The organism is Paenibacillus sp. FSL P4-0113, assembly GCF_038009305.1.
Lineage (GTDB): Bacteria > Bacillota > Bacilli > Paenibacillales > Paenibacillaceae > Paenibacillus > Paenibacillus polymyxa_D.
The window spans coordinates 4,945,463-4,961,327 of the sequence record NZ_JBBPAZ010000001.1; the positions used below are offsets into that span (position 1 = coordinate 4,945,463).

At 47.4% G+C, this 15,865-nt stretch carries 12 protein-coding genes; 11 read left to right on the top strand and 1 reads right to left on the bottom strand.

Annotated elements, in window-relative coordinates; genetic code table 11:
- Positions 1-29 precede the first annotated feature (29 nt).
- Both MKX46_RS21555 and MKX46_RS21560 read left to right on the top strand, forming a co-directional pair.
- Positions 30-971: an MsnO8 family LLM class oxidoreductase gene (locus tag MKX46_RS21555; RefSeq protein WP_341071922.1), complete on the top strand. Its 942-nt coding sequence runs from the start codon at positions 30-32 to the stop codon at positions 969-971.
- 24 nt (positions 972-995) lie between these two features.
- Positions 996-1,982, top strand: a complete 987-nt coding sequence (locus MKX46_RS21560; protein ID WP_341038987.1) for a methyltransferase domain-containing protein — start codon at positions 996-998, stop codon at positions 1,980-1,982.
- Positions 1,983-1,986: 4 nt separating this feature from the next.
- Here the strand turns inward: MKX46_RS21560 and MKX46_RS21565 are convergent, their stop codons facing one another.
- Positions 1,987-2,943, bottom strand: a complete 957-nt coding sequence (locus MKX46_RS21565) for a D-2-hydroxyacid dehydrogenase (protein WP_039269519.1) — start codon at positions 2,941-2,943, stop codon at positions 1,987-1,989.
- Between the two features lie 225 nt (positions 2,944-3,168).
- Between MKX46_RS21565 and thpR the strand changes: the two genes are divergently transcribed.
- From thpR to galU, 9 genes are all read left to right on the top strand, one after another.
- On the top strand, positions 3,169-3,744 hold the full coding sequence (gene thpR / locus MKX46_RS21570; RefSeq protein WP_341071770.1) for an RNA 2',3'-cyclic phosphodiesterase: 576 nt from the start codon (positions 3,169-3,171) through the stop codon (positions 3,742-3,744).
- 101 nt (positions 3,745-3,845) lie between these two features.
- Complete coding sequence (locus MKX46_RS21575) at positions 3,846-4,658, top strand: cell wall hydrolase (RefSeq protein ID WP_029516185.1); 813 nt, start codon at positions 3,846-3,848, stop codon at positions 4,656-4,658.
- Positions 4,659-4,813: 155 nt separating this feature from the next.
- Positions 4,814-5,497: a metal-dependent hydrolase gene (locus tag MKX46_RS21580; protein ID WP_029516186.1), complete on the top strand. Its 684-nt coding sequence runs from the start codon at positions 4,814-4,816 to the stop codon at positions 5,495-5,497.
- A gap of 463 nt (positions 5,498-5,960) precedes the next feature.
- Complete coding sequence (gltB, locus tag MKX46_RS21585; RefSeq protein ID WP_341071772.1) at positions 5,961-10,559, top strand: glutamate synthase large subunit; 4,599 nt, start codon at positions 5,961-5,963, stop codon at positions 10,557-10,559.
- A 319-nt stretch (positions 10,560-10,878) separates the two neighbouring features.
- Positions 10,879-12,516, top strand: a complete 1,638-nt coding sequence (locus MKX46_RS21590) for a sensor histidine kinase (protein WP_029516188.1) — start codon at positions 10,879-10,881, stop codon at positions 12,514-12,516.
- Between the two features lie 116 nt (positions 12,517-12,632).
- Positions 12,633-13,271 carry a response regulator gene (locus tag MKX46_RS21595; protein ID WP_165144639.1) on the top strand — a complete coding sequence of 213 codons (639 nt, stop codon included), beginning with the start codon at positions 12,633-12,635 and terminating at the stop codon, positions 13,269-13,271.
- 281 nt (positions 13,272-13,552) lie between these two features.
- A complete protein-coding gene (locus MKX46_RS21600) occupies positions 13,553-14,296 on the top strand; it encodes a YveK family protein (protein ID WP_029516190.1) in 744 nt (247 codons plus the stop codon).
- Complete coding sequence (locus MKX46_RS21605; protein WP_029516191.1) at positions 14,280-14,918, top strand: CpsD/CapB family tyrosine-protein kinase; 639 nt, start codon at positions 14,280-14,282, stop codon at positions 14,916-14,918. Before MKX46_RS21600 ends, MKX46_RS21605 begins: the two co-directional genes overlap by 17 nt.
- A gap of 39 nt (positions 14,919-14,957) precedes the next feature.
- Positions 14,958-15,851 (top strand): UTP--glucose-1-phosphate uridylyltransferase GalU, encoded by an 894-nt coding sequence (galU, locus tag MKX46_RS21610; protein ID WP_013309151.1) that lies wholly within the window; start codon positions 14,958-14,960, stop codon positions 15,849-15,851.
- Positions 15,852-15,865 lie beyond the last annotated feature (14 nt).

The following is a 15,865-nucleotide window of genomic DNA, read 5'->3' on the forward strand; positions in this document are numbered from 1 at the left end:
AGCTGATAGTAGGAGGGAGGATTGTGTCTATGCCATCTCGGTCTTTATCTATAAAAAGGTTGAATCTCGGTGTGCTCGATATGGTGCCGTTGCTGCCCGGTAACCGTCCGGAGCAGGCGGTTCAACGAGCTGGCGAACTAGCGAGACAGGCAGAAGCGTGGGGATATACACGTTACTGGACCTCGGAGCACCATGATATGGAGGGGCTGGCTTCCTCCAGCCCGGAAGTGCTGCTGTCTCATATCGGGGCGGTGACGAAGACAATCAAACTGGGTGCGGGTGCTATCTTGCTTCCGCACTATAGTCCAGTCAAGGTCGCGGAATGGTTTCATCTGCTGGCCGCTCTATATCCTGGCAGAGTCGAATTGGGTCTGGGGAGAGCACCTGGTGGGGGACCTCATGCTTCGATGGCACTGAGCGGCAATTTTCTTCAACATGTGACGGAGCTGCCACAGACGATGGAAGCTCTATTGGCTTTGCTGGAAGGTACTTACGAATATGAACAGGTGCCTGTGTTTGCCCGGCCAATGCCTGAACAGCCGCCAGCAGTGTGGATGCTGGGTACAAACCGAAAAAGTGCCGAATATGCCGCCCAGTATTCAACAGGCTATGTATTCGGTCAGTTTATGAGTGAACAGCAAACAGAAGAAATGCTCAGCATTTACCGCTCCAGCTTTCAGCCATCCAACCGGATGGACAAGCCACGTACCATGGTTGCTGTAGGCGCAGTATGTGCCTTAACGGATGAGCTGGCGCAGCAATGGGCTGCTCAGATTACATTGGGCGACCCGGCAATGCGAGCCAGCTGGCTGGTGGGAACGCCGTCGGATATTGCCGAACAGTTACGCAGCTTACAGATTAAATACGATAATGATGAGTTTCTGTTGGTCACACCGATTCCCGATTATGAGCAGCGGCTTCACTCCTACCGTCTAATAGCGGAGGCCGTAAATTCTAGCCTTGATTCCTAATGAAAAGATGAAAAGAGATCTGACATGAATAAACAGAAAACGAATATCGATGAAATGAAACCAAGCTACGTGTATACCTATGCGTGTCATGAAACAGAGCGTGAGTTATGTCTTTTGGAATTAAAATGTTTGTTCGGTCAGCCGCCCGTGCAGGATTCCATCCTGTTGTCCCATCGACGCCTGGAACCGGGGACCAGCCCGTTTATTCATCTTCGGCTGGATGTAGTGACAGATGCGGGAACACTGGAAGAGCTATGCGAAGCAGCCTCTATGTTACAGCTTGAGGAAGGAAAGACTTTCAAGGTGTTGTGCCTTAAAGAAGGTGACCATGAGGCCGGCTATGACGAGCGGCGCGGGATCGAACGCCGAATTGGTGCACGCATTCATGGCCAGGCGCAAATGAAGACACCGGATATCATCCTTGGTGTTATTCGGATAGGACAACGGTGGCTACTGGGCAGGTGTCAGTATAGCGACAGATCGTGGCAGGAGCGTCGTCAGAAGCCGCAAAATTATTCTACTGGACTACCCGTTCTGGTAGCTAGGGCACTTGTGAATTTGGCAGCAACTGATCTAATAGCAACAAAGGGAGAACCAGGCTCATTGAAACTGCTAGACCCGTGTTGTGGTATGGGCAATGTAATGATTGAGGCATTGAGTATGGGAAAGGATATTCGCGGTTGTGATATCAATCCGTTGGCGGTGCGTGGGGCACGAGTGAATTTGCGTCATTTTGGATATGAAGAAGATCTAGTGAAACTCGGGGATATGAATAAGCTCGAAGGCACATACGATGCGGCCATATTGGATATGCCCTATAACCTGTGCTCCGTGCTCCCGGCTGATGAACAAAAGAAGATGCTGCGCAGTCTGAGACGCTTGGCCGCGCGGGCGGTGGTCGTGAGCACGGAGCCGATGGAAACATTGTTATCCGAGTCAGGTTGGACCCTTACGGAGCAATGTCGCATACATAAGACAGGTATGAGTCGGGAAATCTGGATCTGTAAGTAGTGTGTTAATACTGAGTTTTATAGTTAACCAAATTCAACGGCAGTTCCTGATCAGCGGCATAGGCATTCAAATTAGTAAGAAAAATATCTACCGCTCGTTCGGCGTATCGGTCCGTATCGCCTGCAATATGCGGTGTGATCAAAACATGGTCCAGACTCCATAGTGGATGTGACGCAGGTAGTGGTTCTTCCTCGAATACATCCAGTCCGGCAAAGGCAATATGCTTTTGCTCCAAAGAGCGTACAAGCGCATCCGTATGAACGGTTCCACCGCGACCTACATTAATGAAGAAGGCTCCCTTACGCATAGCTGCAAATGCTTTTTCGTCAAAGAAGTGGTGAGTCTCCTCGGTGAATGGCAATATATTTACCACGATATCCGCTGCTCCCAATGCATCGTGTAGTTGTTCGTTAGTATACATATGCTCTACATGCGGAGCTTCCTTACCAGAACGCCGGACTCCGATTACCCGCATGCCAAAGGATTCTGCAATCCGCGCTGTTTCACGGCCAATTTCGCCAACGCCTGTAATCAACAGTGTTTTGCCACGTAATTCCGTCAGTTGGCCTTTCGGTGGTTGCCATGTTTTCTGACGCTGCAAGAGAGCTGCTTGCTGTAAATAACGTGTATGCGATAGCAGCATTCCAAAGATCTGCTCTGTAATTGGAATGGCATGCACACCACTCGTATTCGTGAGTAAAATGTTACGCTTCTCCAATTCGGTAAGCGGTAGCTTATCAATCCCAGCCGACCAGGTTTGTATCCACTTCAGCTTGCTGTCTGGATGTAATGCATCTTCGGCAATATGCTTGGACCAGCCCAGAATAATCTCGGCTTCCCGGATTTGTTTAGATTCTAATTCCTGAGCTTTGCCAATAATCAACTCGTAGCCCGAAGCCGCTGCACGAACTTGTTTTTTTTGCTCTTCCGTCAGTTGATGTAAGCTTAAAATGTTTCCCATAGTTCATAGCCTCCTCGATTTTTAATTCCTTGGAGTTTCCAATATATTCTGGCGAACCATCTTTTCAAGAATAACAGATTGCTGAAAAAATTGCATAAGAAGGATAAAAACGAGCTCGCGGTGTCACTATATATAACAACAAATGGCTTTACCCTGATTAGGGACAATCCAAACAGCTGCTTTTGAGATATCCACAAATATCTATAGCAAAGGAGGTAAAGGTTGATGAAAGATGAATCGCAAAGACTTTTTACAGCTATTGCTCTCCCAAATGAGCACAAGAAGAACTTACATCATTGGGTGGGGCAGGATTTGAATGATCTTTCTTTTCGCAAATGGGTTGATTTCAGAGATTACCACGTGACACTTCAGTTTTTGGGTGATGTGGAGACCTCGGTTATCCCGAAACTTGAGCAGGTTTTAGTTCAAGCGGCAGCTGAGCATCACCCGTTCACACTTGGCATTGGAGAAGCAGGTTTTTTTGGCCGTGAAGAATTTCCACGTGTACTCTGGAAAGGAGTGACTGGACAGCGAGAGTCGCTAGAGCAGCTATATCAGTCTATACTTCGTGCTACCAAACCCCTTGGTTTTAAACCTGAGGACAGACCTTATCGGCCTCATATCACCGTAGCACGTTCGTACACAGGGGGACAGCCCGTTCCAGCTTCTGTGTGGCAGCCAAATGACCGAAGCGGCGGGCCTTGGGAAGTGGGAGAATTTGTTTTATATGCAACACGATTGGGTCAAAAACCAATGTACCAAATAATTCAAACATTCCCATTAATGAGGCGAAACCCTTGATCTATCAGCGAATTTAGTGATATAGTGTTTCAGCGTTATTCAAAAAGCGCATTTTGGGTTACATATCTGAGGAATGTGCTTAAGTTAACGGGAGGAACATTATGGAAATTATTAAAGAACATCGTTGGTTTGCACCTCTTTTGAGTGTGCTGCTTGTTTGTATATTGGGGATAGGCCTCTACGCTGAGGTTCAGCAAACACAGAATAATCATAAAAATGCATCCATGCATTCTCTGAGCTGGTCAGGGAACTCTGCAGCTCCTACATATGGCGACAGGATGGGGACCCATAAAGGGTCTAACAGGACAAGCCCCATCTTTGTTGCTGCTCATGGGCAGCCAAGCTGGAAAGAAATCATGCCGACTCCGTTACCCGCTTCCCAGATGAAGCAGGCGGAACAAGCTCGGAATAACGTTGCTACAGGCAAGAAAAAGCCTGAGGTCCAGCATAGCAAGTCCGCAATCCTAACCCCTCCTACAACCATCTACTTTACGAAGACAAAAATGCTCACGCAGGATGACAAGGCGTTGTCTACCTGGAGCTATACTGTCTCCGCTAAAGAACTGCTCCTGCTGCAAAAAATAGTGATGGCAGAAGCAGAAGGCGAACCGTACGAAGGCAAAGTGGCAGTTGCCAACGTTGTCTTAAACCGGCTGCGGTCAGCCCCATTTCCCGATACGATTCAGGCAGTGATTTATCAAAAAGCGCAATTTAGTCCGGTCGCGAACGGGCGTCTTCGTCGTGTTCAGCCCAACCAGGACAGCATTCGTGCGGTTACTGCTGCTTTGAACGGCCATAAAGCCGTGCCTGATAACACCTGTTTTTTCCTGTCGCTTACGTTGGCCCAGGACCTTACGGTTCATCATTCCCGTACCAAGGTGAAAACGATCGGTCATCATACCTTTTATAAATAAAGGCACCCTTCTACAAATAACAGCCCTTTCTAAACAATAGGGTTCAGCTTTGTGAACGGATTTTGTGGTACAGGTGAAGCCAGTATGCAAAAGAGGTATAATAGGTAAAGGAAAGTAACCCAAATAATGAAAGTGACAAAGGAGGCGTAGATGATATGAAAATCACATATTATGGACATTCAGTTGTACTGGTAGAGGCAGAGGGGAAACGGATTATTATTGATCCTTTTTTGACGGGAAATCCTAAAGCAACCGTACAGGCCGAGGATATTCAGGTGGATGCCGTGTTGTTGACACACGGTCATGCCGATCATTTTGGAGATGCTGTTGAAATTGCCAAGCGCAATGATTGTCCAGTAATCGCGGTCGCGGAACTGGCCGAATATTGTTCATCCTTGGGGGCTAAAGCTCACGGTATGAATCTGGGTGGGGGTCACCACTTTGACGGTTTCCATGTGAAATTCACACTTGCGTTTCACAGCTCATCTTTGACGGTGGACGGACAAACCATTTATATGGGAGAGCCGGCAGGGATTTTATTGACCATGGGAGGCCAAACCTTTTTCCATGCAGGGGATACTGGTCTGTTTGGTGACATGCGTCTCATTGGGGAGACTAACTCCATCGATGCTGCGGTATTGCCGATCGGAGATGGTTATACGATGGGACCGGAGGATGCATTGCTGGCAGCAAAATGGCTGCGTGCAAGCCGCGTAATACCGGTGCATTACAATACGTTCCCGGGTATTGAGCAGGACGGAGATGGCTTCTGTGATCGTCTGCACAAAGAAGGTATTGAAGGGAAAGCATTGAAGCCCGGCGAAAGTCTCGAATTTTAATACGGATATCTGATTTGCGTGAATACACTAGATGGTCTATTAACTTATCGTATCTCCTTTGTCAGCCTTTTCTGTTCCTTAGAGGAATAGGAAAGGTTGTTTTTTAAAAGTGAATATTTATACATAAAAATGAGATAAATTTGCATTGATACGTTGAAGCTGTAATGTAAAAGATTTATTATCACAATCATAAAAACTTTGAATTGCTAACATGATAGGTCAATGATAAAATGATAGAACTAATTAGATTCATCAGTGGAATCGACGTATTTTTCAAGTCAAGCCATTGCATAATTATTGAAAAACATACGCATTCGGTGGACCGTACCGCCTTGAATACGTCACATGTTTTGTCCCCCATTCCTCGTAGTTGTTCTTTGAGTTACCTCTTGTTGCCACTGTCTTCTATTCGGCCGCCTGTATTTCAGGCCAGCATGACTTTATAACAGAAAGGTTGCGTTCCATGAGACAGACAGGTTTACCACCCAAACAGGGACTATATGATCCCCAATTCGAAAAAGACGCCTGCGGCATGGGCTTTGTTGCCCACATCAAGGGAAAACCATCGCACGATATTGTAAGTCAGGCTTTGACCATGCTCGTGAATATGGAGCATCGGGGCGGTCAGGGAAGTGAACCTAACTCCGGTGACGGAGCAGGGATTATGATTCAGGTCCCTCATCTGTTTTTTCAAGAGGAAGCGGAGCGATTGGGCTTCAAATTGCCAAAGGCCGGACATTATGGCGTGGGTATGCTTTTTGTATCCAATGATCCAAAAGTTCGTGAGGTGCATGAGCAGAAGCTAAGAGATATCATCGTGGACGAAGGTCAAAATTGTTTGGGTTTTCGCGATGTTCCAACTTATGACGAAATGCTGGGTAAATCGGCAAAAGCAGCTAAACCGGGCGTGCGTCAGGTATTCATCGGTCGCAGTAGCGATTTGAAGGAAGAGTTGGACTTCGAACGGAAACTGTATGTCATTCGCAAACGTGCAGAGCTTGCTATTCGCTATAACCAAGAGGATGAGAACGGTGAGTCGTTCTATATTCCAAGTTTGTCCTGTCGCAAGGTTGTATACAAAGGAATGCTGACAACCGAGCAGGTAGGCAAATTTTATCTGGATTTGCAAGATGAGCGGGTGACATCAGCGATCGCGCTGGTCCATTCCCGTTTTAGTACGAATACGTTCCCAAGCTGGGATCGTGCGCATCCTTATCGTTTTATGATTCACAACGGTGAAATTAATACGATGCGCGGCAACGTGAACTGGATGCATGCTCGCCAGGCGCAGTTTGAAAGCGAAGCGTTTGGCGGAGATATCAAGAAGGTAAAACCCGTTATTAACCCAGATGGCTCGGATACAGCCATGTTTGATAATACGCTGGAGTTTCTGTATCTGAGCGGACGATCCCTTCCTCATGTAGCCATGATGATGGTGCCGGAGCCTTGGAACAAGCATGAAACCATGGACCCGAAGAAACGGGCATTTTATGAATATCACAGCACTATGATGGAGCCGTGGGACGGACCTGCTGCAATGGCGTTTACAGACGGTATCCAAATCGGGGCGATTCTCGACCGCAACGGTCTGCGTCCTGCACGTTACTATGTGACCAAGGACGATTTGATCGCACTGTCTTCAGAGGCGGGTGTATTGGATATTGCTCCTGAAAATGTGCTCTATAAGGATCGTCTCCGTCCGGGTCGTATGCTGTTGGTTGATACCCAAGAAGGCCGTATCGTTTCTGACGAAGAGTTAAAGGAACGTATCGCTTCCGAGGAACCTTATCAGCAGTGGCTGGATGAGCACTTGATTGATCTGGATGATCTGCCGGAAGCTCTAGAGCAGCCAGAGCCGAAACATGAAAATGTAAATCAGCTGCAGCTCGCATTTGGTTATACGTTTGAAGAACTGCGCAAACTTCTGGAGCCGATGGCACTTACAGGTGCGGAACCGATTGGCTCAATGGGGTACGATGCTCCACTGGCGGTATTATCTGACCGTCCGCAACGTTTGTACAATTACTTTAAACAAATGTTTGCTCAAGTCACGAACCCGCCAATTGACGCCATTCGTGAAGAGATTGTAACGTCAACCGCAACTACGATTGGACCAGAGCGCAATTTACTACATCCAGAACCGGAGAGCTGTCGTCAAATTCGGTTGGATTCGCCGGTGTTGTCAAATGAAGAGTTTGCCAAAATTCGTCACGTACATCGTCCAGGCTTCAAATCCATGACGATTCCGATCTTCTTTGAAGCGAAGGAAGGTGCTGAGGGCTTACGCAAGGCGCTGGAAGGATTGTTTGAGGCGGCTGACCGTGTCATTGACAAAGGTCATAACATCCTGATTTTGTCCGACCGTGGAGTGGATGCGGAGAATGCAGCCATTCCGGCGTTGCTAGCTGTTTCCAGCCTGCATCACCATCTGATTAAACAGGGTACACGCACACGTGTAAGTATTTTGCTGGAGTCCGGCGAGCCAAGGGATGTTCACCATTATGCGGTGTTGCTTGGCTACGGTGTGAGTGCAGTTAATCCGTATCTGGCTTTTGAAACGCTGGATGTCATGATTCAGCAGGGGTTGCTGCGCGGCATCTCGCACGAAAAGGCAGTTAAAAATTATATTAAAGCGGCAACGAAGGGTGTCGTTAAAATATTGTCCAAAATGGGTATTTCTACGATTCAGTCGTACCGTGGAGCGCAAATTTTTGAGGCCGTAGGTTTAAAACAGGATTTTGTTGATCGTTATTTCACCTGGACACCTTCCCGCATTGGCGGTATTGGTCTGGAGGAAGTGACTATCGAAGCGCTGGTTCATCATAATCGTGCTTTTACCGACAAGGACGGCAACGACAAAGTGCTGGATTCGGGCGGCGAATATCAATGGCGTAACGATGGGGAAGAGCATTTGTTTAACCCACAAACGGTGCATTTGCTCCAGCAGTCGGTACGCTCGGGAGACTACGAGCTTTACAAGAAGTACGCCAAGCTGGTACAGGGTGAATCTGAACAGTATTTGACGATTCGCTCCATGCTTCAATTGAAGCCTGCTGGTGAGCCTGTGCCGCTGGATGAAGTGGAATCCGCTGCATCCATTATGCGTCGCTTCAAGACAGGGGCCATGTCCTTTGGCTCGATCAGTCAGGAAGCGCATGAAGATATGGCGATTGCGATGAATCGGATCGGTGGCAAGAGCAATACGGGTGAAGGTGGGGAGAACCCTGCACGTTTCATACCGGATGCCAATGGTGATTCTCGTCGCAGTTCGATTAAGCAGGTAGCATCGGGCCGATTCGGTGTAACATCGAATTACTTGGTGAATGCCGACGAAATTCAGATCAAAATGGCGCAAGGCGCGAAGCCGGGCGAAGGTGGACAACTGCCAGGACGTAAGGTATACCCTTGGGTCGCTGAGGTCCGTGGTTCTACGCCAGGAGTAGGTTTGATTTCACCACCGCCGCATCACGATATTTATTCTATCGAGGATTTGGCAGAGCTCATCTATGATCTCAAAAACGCTAATCCGCGTGCTGACATTAACGTGAAACTGGTGTCAGAGGTAGGCGTAGGTACGATTGCTACAGGGGTAGCAAAAGGCCGTGCTGACATTATTCTGGTCAGCGGTTACGACGGTGGTACAGGCGCTTCTCCGCAAGGCTCCATCCGCCATGCGGGTATGCCTTGGGAGCTGGGTCTGGCGGAGACGCATCAGACGCTGATGTTAAACAACCTGCGCGACCGCGTGGTATTGGAGACAGACGGTAAGATGTTGTCTGGCCGCGATTTGGTAGTAGCTGCCCTGTTGGGCGCGGAAGAATACGGCTTCTCTACAGCGCCGCTCGTGGCGTTGGGCTGTATTATGATGCGGGTATGCCAAATGGACACATGTCCGGTTGGTGTGGCTACGCAGAATCCGGAGCTGCGCAAAAATTATATGGGCGATCCTGCCCATGTGGTGAATTTTATGCGTTTCATCGCAGAAGATGTCCGTGAAATTATGGCGGAATTGGGCTTCCGTACGATTCAGGAAATGATTGGACGTACGGATTGTCTGGATACTGTGAACGCCGATTCGCACTGGAAGAAGAAGGGTGTAGACCTGAGCTTGCTGTTGCATGTTCCTGAGTTGGAAGAAGGTAGTGTACGTTACCGCATACAACGCCAAAATCACGGCCTGGAAGAAACACTCGACATGCAGCAGCTCGTACCGATGGCTGCGAAAGCGCTGGAGAACGGAACGCCTGTTGAGGGTACCTTACCTATTACAAATGTGAATCGGGCGGTAGGGACGATTCTGGGCAGCGAGGTCACCCGTAAGTATGGAGCGGCGGGTCTGCCTGAGGATACGATTCGCTTTAACTTTATTGGATCGGCAGGTCAGAGCTTCGGGGCATTTATTCCGAAAGGCATCACGTTGAGCGTGGAAGGCGATAGCAATGACTATGTCGGTAAAGGGCTATCTGGCGGTAAGGTTATTGTGAAAAAGTCTCACAAAGCGACCTTTAAGGCAGAAGAGAACATTATTATCGGAAATACAGCCTTGTATGGAGCGACCAGCGGTGAAGCTTACATTGGCGGAATCGCAGGCGAGCGCTTTGCCGTTCGGAACTCCGGCGCACGTATTGTTGTTGAGGGCGTTGGAGATCATGGTTGCGAATATATGACAGGCGGACGTGTAGCTGTATTGGGTGGAACCGGACGAAATTTTGGAGCCGGAATGTCCGGAGGTATTGCATATGTCTATGACCCTGAGGGGACGTTCCTGAGCCGTTGTAATCTGGAAATGGTGTTGCTGGAAGGTGTGGAAGAACCTGCAGAAGCAGCGGAGTTGCGCGGCTTGATTCAACGCCATGTCACTTACACGGGTAGTGAAGCGGGACAACGTATTTTGGATGATTGGCAGACTGCGATTCAGCAGTTTGTACGAGTGATTCCAAAGGATTACAAGCGTATGGTTGAACAGATTCAAAAAGAAGAGGCAACTGGTTTGAGTGGAGATGAAGCTCTGTTGGCAGCATTTGAGGCCAATATGCGTGAATTAGCGCGTGCCGGGGGCTAAAATGTAGACTACCAGATTCACTAAAAAAGGACTCGCTGAATACCGCTGTGATAATCACAGTGGTACCAGCAAGTCTTTTTTAGGTCTCTAAAATGTGATTTATTTCCTTGACAAACGTCATAAATTCTGACATTACCCCCAAAATGTTTTCCTGAAACGGTAAATATGTTATAAAAAGTACCAAATTTTTTGGAATGTAACCGTTTACGTAAGAGTTTATGTCTTGTTATTTATTTTTGGATTGGTTATGATTTTTTAGAGTACACAAACAAACCTAATATGCCCATCGTCCCTTCAAAACACAGAATAGGGTGACAGGATGAAGTTGAGGAAGTCAGCAGAAGACAAAATGATTTTTCTATACCGTTATGTATCACTATCTTTAACGTCACTTGTTTTTCTGTTCGAATCATCTAGATTAATCGTGTGGCAGAAGCTGTTACTGATTGGTTTTCTATTTTTATCCGTTACAGCATTTACTTGGATTTACCGTAAATACAGACTTCATGATATGGTATTGAAATGTAGCATTGCACTAGAAACAGCAGGGATCATTTTGTTGTTATTCCCGACCGGAGGGATAAATAGCCCGTTCAAATGGTATGTGATTACTCCCATGCTGGTAGCTTGTGCTCATCTATCTATGAGGTACAGCTGGACGCTCCTACTTTCTTATATCGGTTTGGTGCTTACATTTTGTTATATCTTTTTTACACCAGGTCAATATTTTTTGTGGGATCTTATATTGCAGAACATTAATTTGTTTCTGGTATTGATCGTAACCACGATGGCAATGCAGGTTATCGGCGTCATGAAGGACGAACTGAAGGTGGCTAAAGAACAAGCCAATGAGACGATGGATCATATCAAGTCGATTTACCACATCATGGAGACGACCAGCCATAATGAGGCATTAAATCTGGGTCAGGTCATCTCGGATTACACTGTCAAGCTAACCAAGCAGAGTCGTGCATTTTTCTGGCTGGATAGTCAGGAAGAGGATGCACCGGCAAGCAGCCAGACAGGCTGGACGGTGGAGGAGGAGGAGCAGCTATTCGAGGAACTGGAGAATTACCGGGAGGAGTTCAGGGAAGAGCGCGAACCATTTTTCAGACATCTGCCAGAATGGGGCGACTTTCTCATGATCACCGTACCGATGACGACCCGCTTTGTAGCGACGATTGGCCTCAAGCTGGGACCGGATCAAAGTTTGACAGGAAGACGCTGGCTCGTGCAACAACTGATATTCTTGGCTGAGCTGAGTGCTGTGTTTTTGGAGCGCTATGAGCTGGAGCGTATTGAGAATCAATTGATTGTGACGAATGAGCAGAACCGGATTGCAAATGAAATGCATGACAATGTTTCTCAAAGTCTTTTTGGTATTGTGTACGCAACGCATTCTCTCCGGCAAACCTGGTGTCATCAGCCAAAGGAACAGGTGGAGGAGCAAATTGATCTAATTCAGCAATCTGCCAACCAGGCGGTTAGAGAGCTGAAAGGGGCGATTCATAGTCTAAGCTCGAAAAAAAGCGGAGGCTCAACTTGGTTAGGGACGGTGAAAAGTCATCTGCATACACTCTCCAAGCTGAACCATGTACAAATTGATTTTGACATTCATGGTGATCATTATTCACTTCCGTATTTGTACCAAAAGGCTTTGTTCCGCATCATATCCGAAGCGGCGGGGAACGCAATCCGACATGGATTGGCCAAGCGAATTGATGTGAAGTTAAAATTGACGCCCCAAGTGATTAGACTGTCTATTCACGACGACGGAGTAGGGTTTGAGACGGCGAGAATGGTAGCAGGAGGTGAGGCGGTCAGTGCAGGCGGGGGCCTGGGCATGATGAATATGGAATATTTAGCTCAATCGATGGGAGGCGAATTTGATATTTCAAGTCGAATCGGAGAAGGAACACAGATCCGATTGTCCATTCCGGTAAATGCTTATGAATGAGGATTTTGCAAAATTCTCGAATAAAATGTGTGAACATTCTGCAATACAAAATCTGCGGTAACAATCGGATACATAGGGATTATGCAAATCCTGAACTGTAGACAGGAGGCCGAATCATGAAAATTGTCATTGTCGATGATCATCCTTTAGTACGGAAAGGACTCGCTGCGGTTATATCCATGCAGCCCAATGTTCAGTTTGCGGGAGAGGCCCAGAATCAACAGGAAGCACTTGTGGTGATTGAAGAAACAGATCCGGATCTGGTGCTGCTGGATTTGAAACTAGCTGATGAATCGGGGCTGGATATTATCAAGATAGCGCGCGGACGTGGTTTCAGAAGTAAATTTATTTTGCTGACCTCTTCCGCAACACGTGAAGACTTTCTGAAAGCAGAGGAAGCTTCCGTGGACGGTTATGTGCTTAAGGAAGCGTTGCCTGAGGAACTAATTTACGCGATTCATCTTGTCAACAAAGGACGCAAATATTATGATCCGGCTATTCTCGAAAACAAGCTGCGTGAAGATGCGGGCAATCTGACGGACGACCTGACGCCAAAGGAAAAGGAAGTGCTGGTCGAGTTGGGACAAGGAGCTTGCAATCGTGAAATTGCATCCCGATTATTTATCAGTGAGTTTACAGTCAAAAAGCATGTCAGTCAGATCTTGGCCAAGCTGCGGCTGGCGGATCGTACGCAGGCAGCATTGTATGCCAATGCCATTGGTCTGGCGAAGTACGAGCCAACAAACATTGTATGATGCGCTGACTCTATAAGCTGCGTTGCACTTTCATATGCGAGTGGAATGAAAAGCCTCAAAATCACCAATTTTTGTGATTTTGAGGCTTTTTTCGATTTCTTTTTCCATAATCGACAATGCATGGTACAAAAGTATACCATGCCGTATCCGAAAGTATACATTTCCCTCCCCCTGTAGTGAGGGAGAAAGTGCCATTCGGTTCCATGTCGTTCACAGAGCCAATTGTTACAATAAAGTCATACTTAAATATGAAGAGAAATTGTATAGGAGGGAGGATTTTTGTGGAGAAAACCATTTTGGATTATCTAGTCCTGATTAAAAGAAGATTGTGGCTGATTGCGATTTTTGTCATTCTCTCATGTGTAACAACATACTTTGTGAGCGACAATGTCGTGAAGCCAGTCTACTCCGCTTCAAGCCAACTGCTGGTTAATCATATTTCCGCCAAGCAGGGGAGCAACAATCTGAACGACGTCAACACAAGTCTTAATTTGGTGGAAAGCTACAAGCAAATTCTCACTTCACCTAAAATTATGGACGCTGTTGTAGCGACTCATCCCGAGTTCGGTTTGACACAGCAGAAGTTGGCAGAAAAGCTGCAGATTAAATCCTCGGATAAAAGTCAGGTTATCGGTTTGACGTTTGAGGCAGGGAGCTATCCACAGGCCGCAGCGGTTGTAAACGCGGTTACCCAGAAATTCGTACAGACGGTTCCGGGATTGATGGAATTGAATAATGTAAAAATTTTAAATGAAGCGGATCCTCAGGCCAATCCTGACCCGATTAATGGGAACCCGCTCATGAATATTGCGATTAGTTTTCTCGTATCGCTGATGATTGCATTGGGCACGATTGTGTTCCTGGAAAGCATTAACGGCACGCTGCGCTCGGAAAAAGAGGCAGACGCAGACATCGGTATTCCGGTAATTGCATCGATTCCAGTCATTCGCAAGAAGGACATCGATGGAGCAGCCGGAAATTCCAAAGAACGGGTAGGGGAGCGTAAATATGCTGCGATTGAATGACATGTTGATTACAGAAAGTAATCCATCATCGTATATCTCGGAATCATTTCGATCCCTCCGTACATACATTCGGCAGCAGGTGATTGGACAAAAGGACCGTGGGACGGTTCTATTGTTGACCTCGCCGGAAAGCGGAGCGGGTAAAACAACACTGCTCGCCAACATCGGAGTTTCTTTTGCACAAGAAGGCAAGAAGGTGGCTCTGGTGGATTGCAATCTGCATAAGCCAGCGCTGCACGAGATATTCGGAATGGAGAATACCGGAGGTCTATCGGCTTATTTGCGCGGTGGGGCTTCTTCCAAGTCTATCGTTAGGCATGGTGGCCTGGAGCTATCGGTTGTTCCCGGTGGAGACACCCTGTACAACGCAGCGGATCTGCTCGGTAGCGAACGTATGGCTGAGCTGCTGGAAGAGCTCAAACGTGAATATGACATCATCTTACTCGATTCAGCTCCGGCGCTGAATTATACGGATGCCCGCCTGATTGCAGGCTTGACAGATGGTGTGATTCTCGTTGCTAAACATGGTCGTACCAAACGGGAAGATCTGCGCAAAACAAAGCAACTCATGGAGCAGGCCAGTGCGACGCTGGTTGGAATTGTGATGAATCAGGTGAAGTAAGCAACACCAAAATTCGATGAAGCAAGGAGAATGAGTGCGATGACGAAAAGAGTGAAAAAGGCCATTATTCCAGCAGCAGGGTTAGGTACGCGCTTCCTCCCTGCCACCAAAGCGATGCCTAAGGAAATGCTTCCAATTATCAACAAGCCTACGATTCAATATATCGTGGAAGAAGCGATTGCTTCTGGTATTGAGGACATTATTATCGTTACGGGTAAAGGCAAACGTGCCATTGAGGATCACTTTGACAACGCATTTGAGCTGGAGTCAAAACTGCTCGAGGACGGTAAGCTGAAGCTTCTGGAGGAAGTACAGCGTTCTTCGGGAGTGGAGATTCACTACATTCGCCAAAAAGAACCCAAAGGTCTTGGACATGCGGTATGGTGCGCAAGACGCTTTATCGGGGACGAGCCGTTTGGTGTGCTGCTGGGCGATGATATCGTAACAGGTCAGAAGCCTTGCCTACGCCAGCTGATGGATCAGTATGAGGAAACACAAAATTCGGTTATCGGTGTGCAGCGGGTACCGCAGGAATTTACGAACCGGTACGGCATCATTGAACCGGATCAGCAGGACGGACGCTTGTACCGAGTGAATAATTTTATAGAAAAACCAGCTCCAGGCACAGCGCCATCCGATTTGGCTATTATGGGTCGCTACGTGTTCTCACCGAAAATTTTCAAATATCTTGATCTTCAGGAAAAAGGAGCTGGCGGCGAAATTCAGTTGACGGATGCGATCCAAAAGCTGAATCAGAGTGAGCGTGTGTACGCCTATGATTTTGAAGGCACACGCTATGACGTAGGTGAGCGTCTTGGATATATTTTAACCACACTTGAATTTGCACTTGCCAGCGATGATTTGAAGTATCCGGTTATGGAGGCCATGAATGAATGGTTGAAAAAGACCGAGAAAGCAACCACGGCAGGTTGAGAGGGGGTACGTCA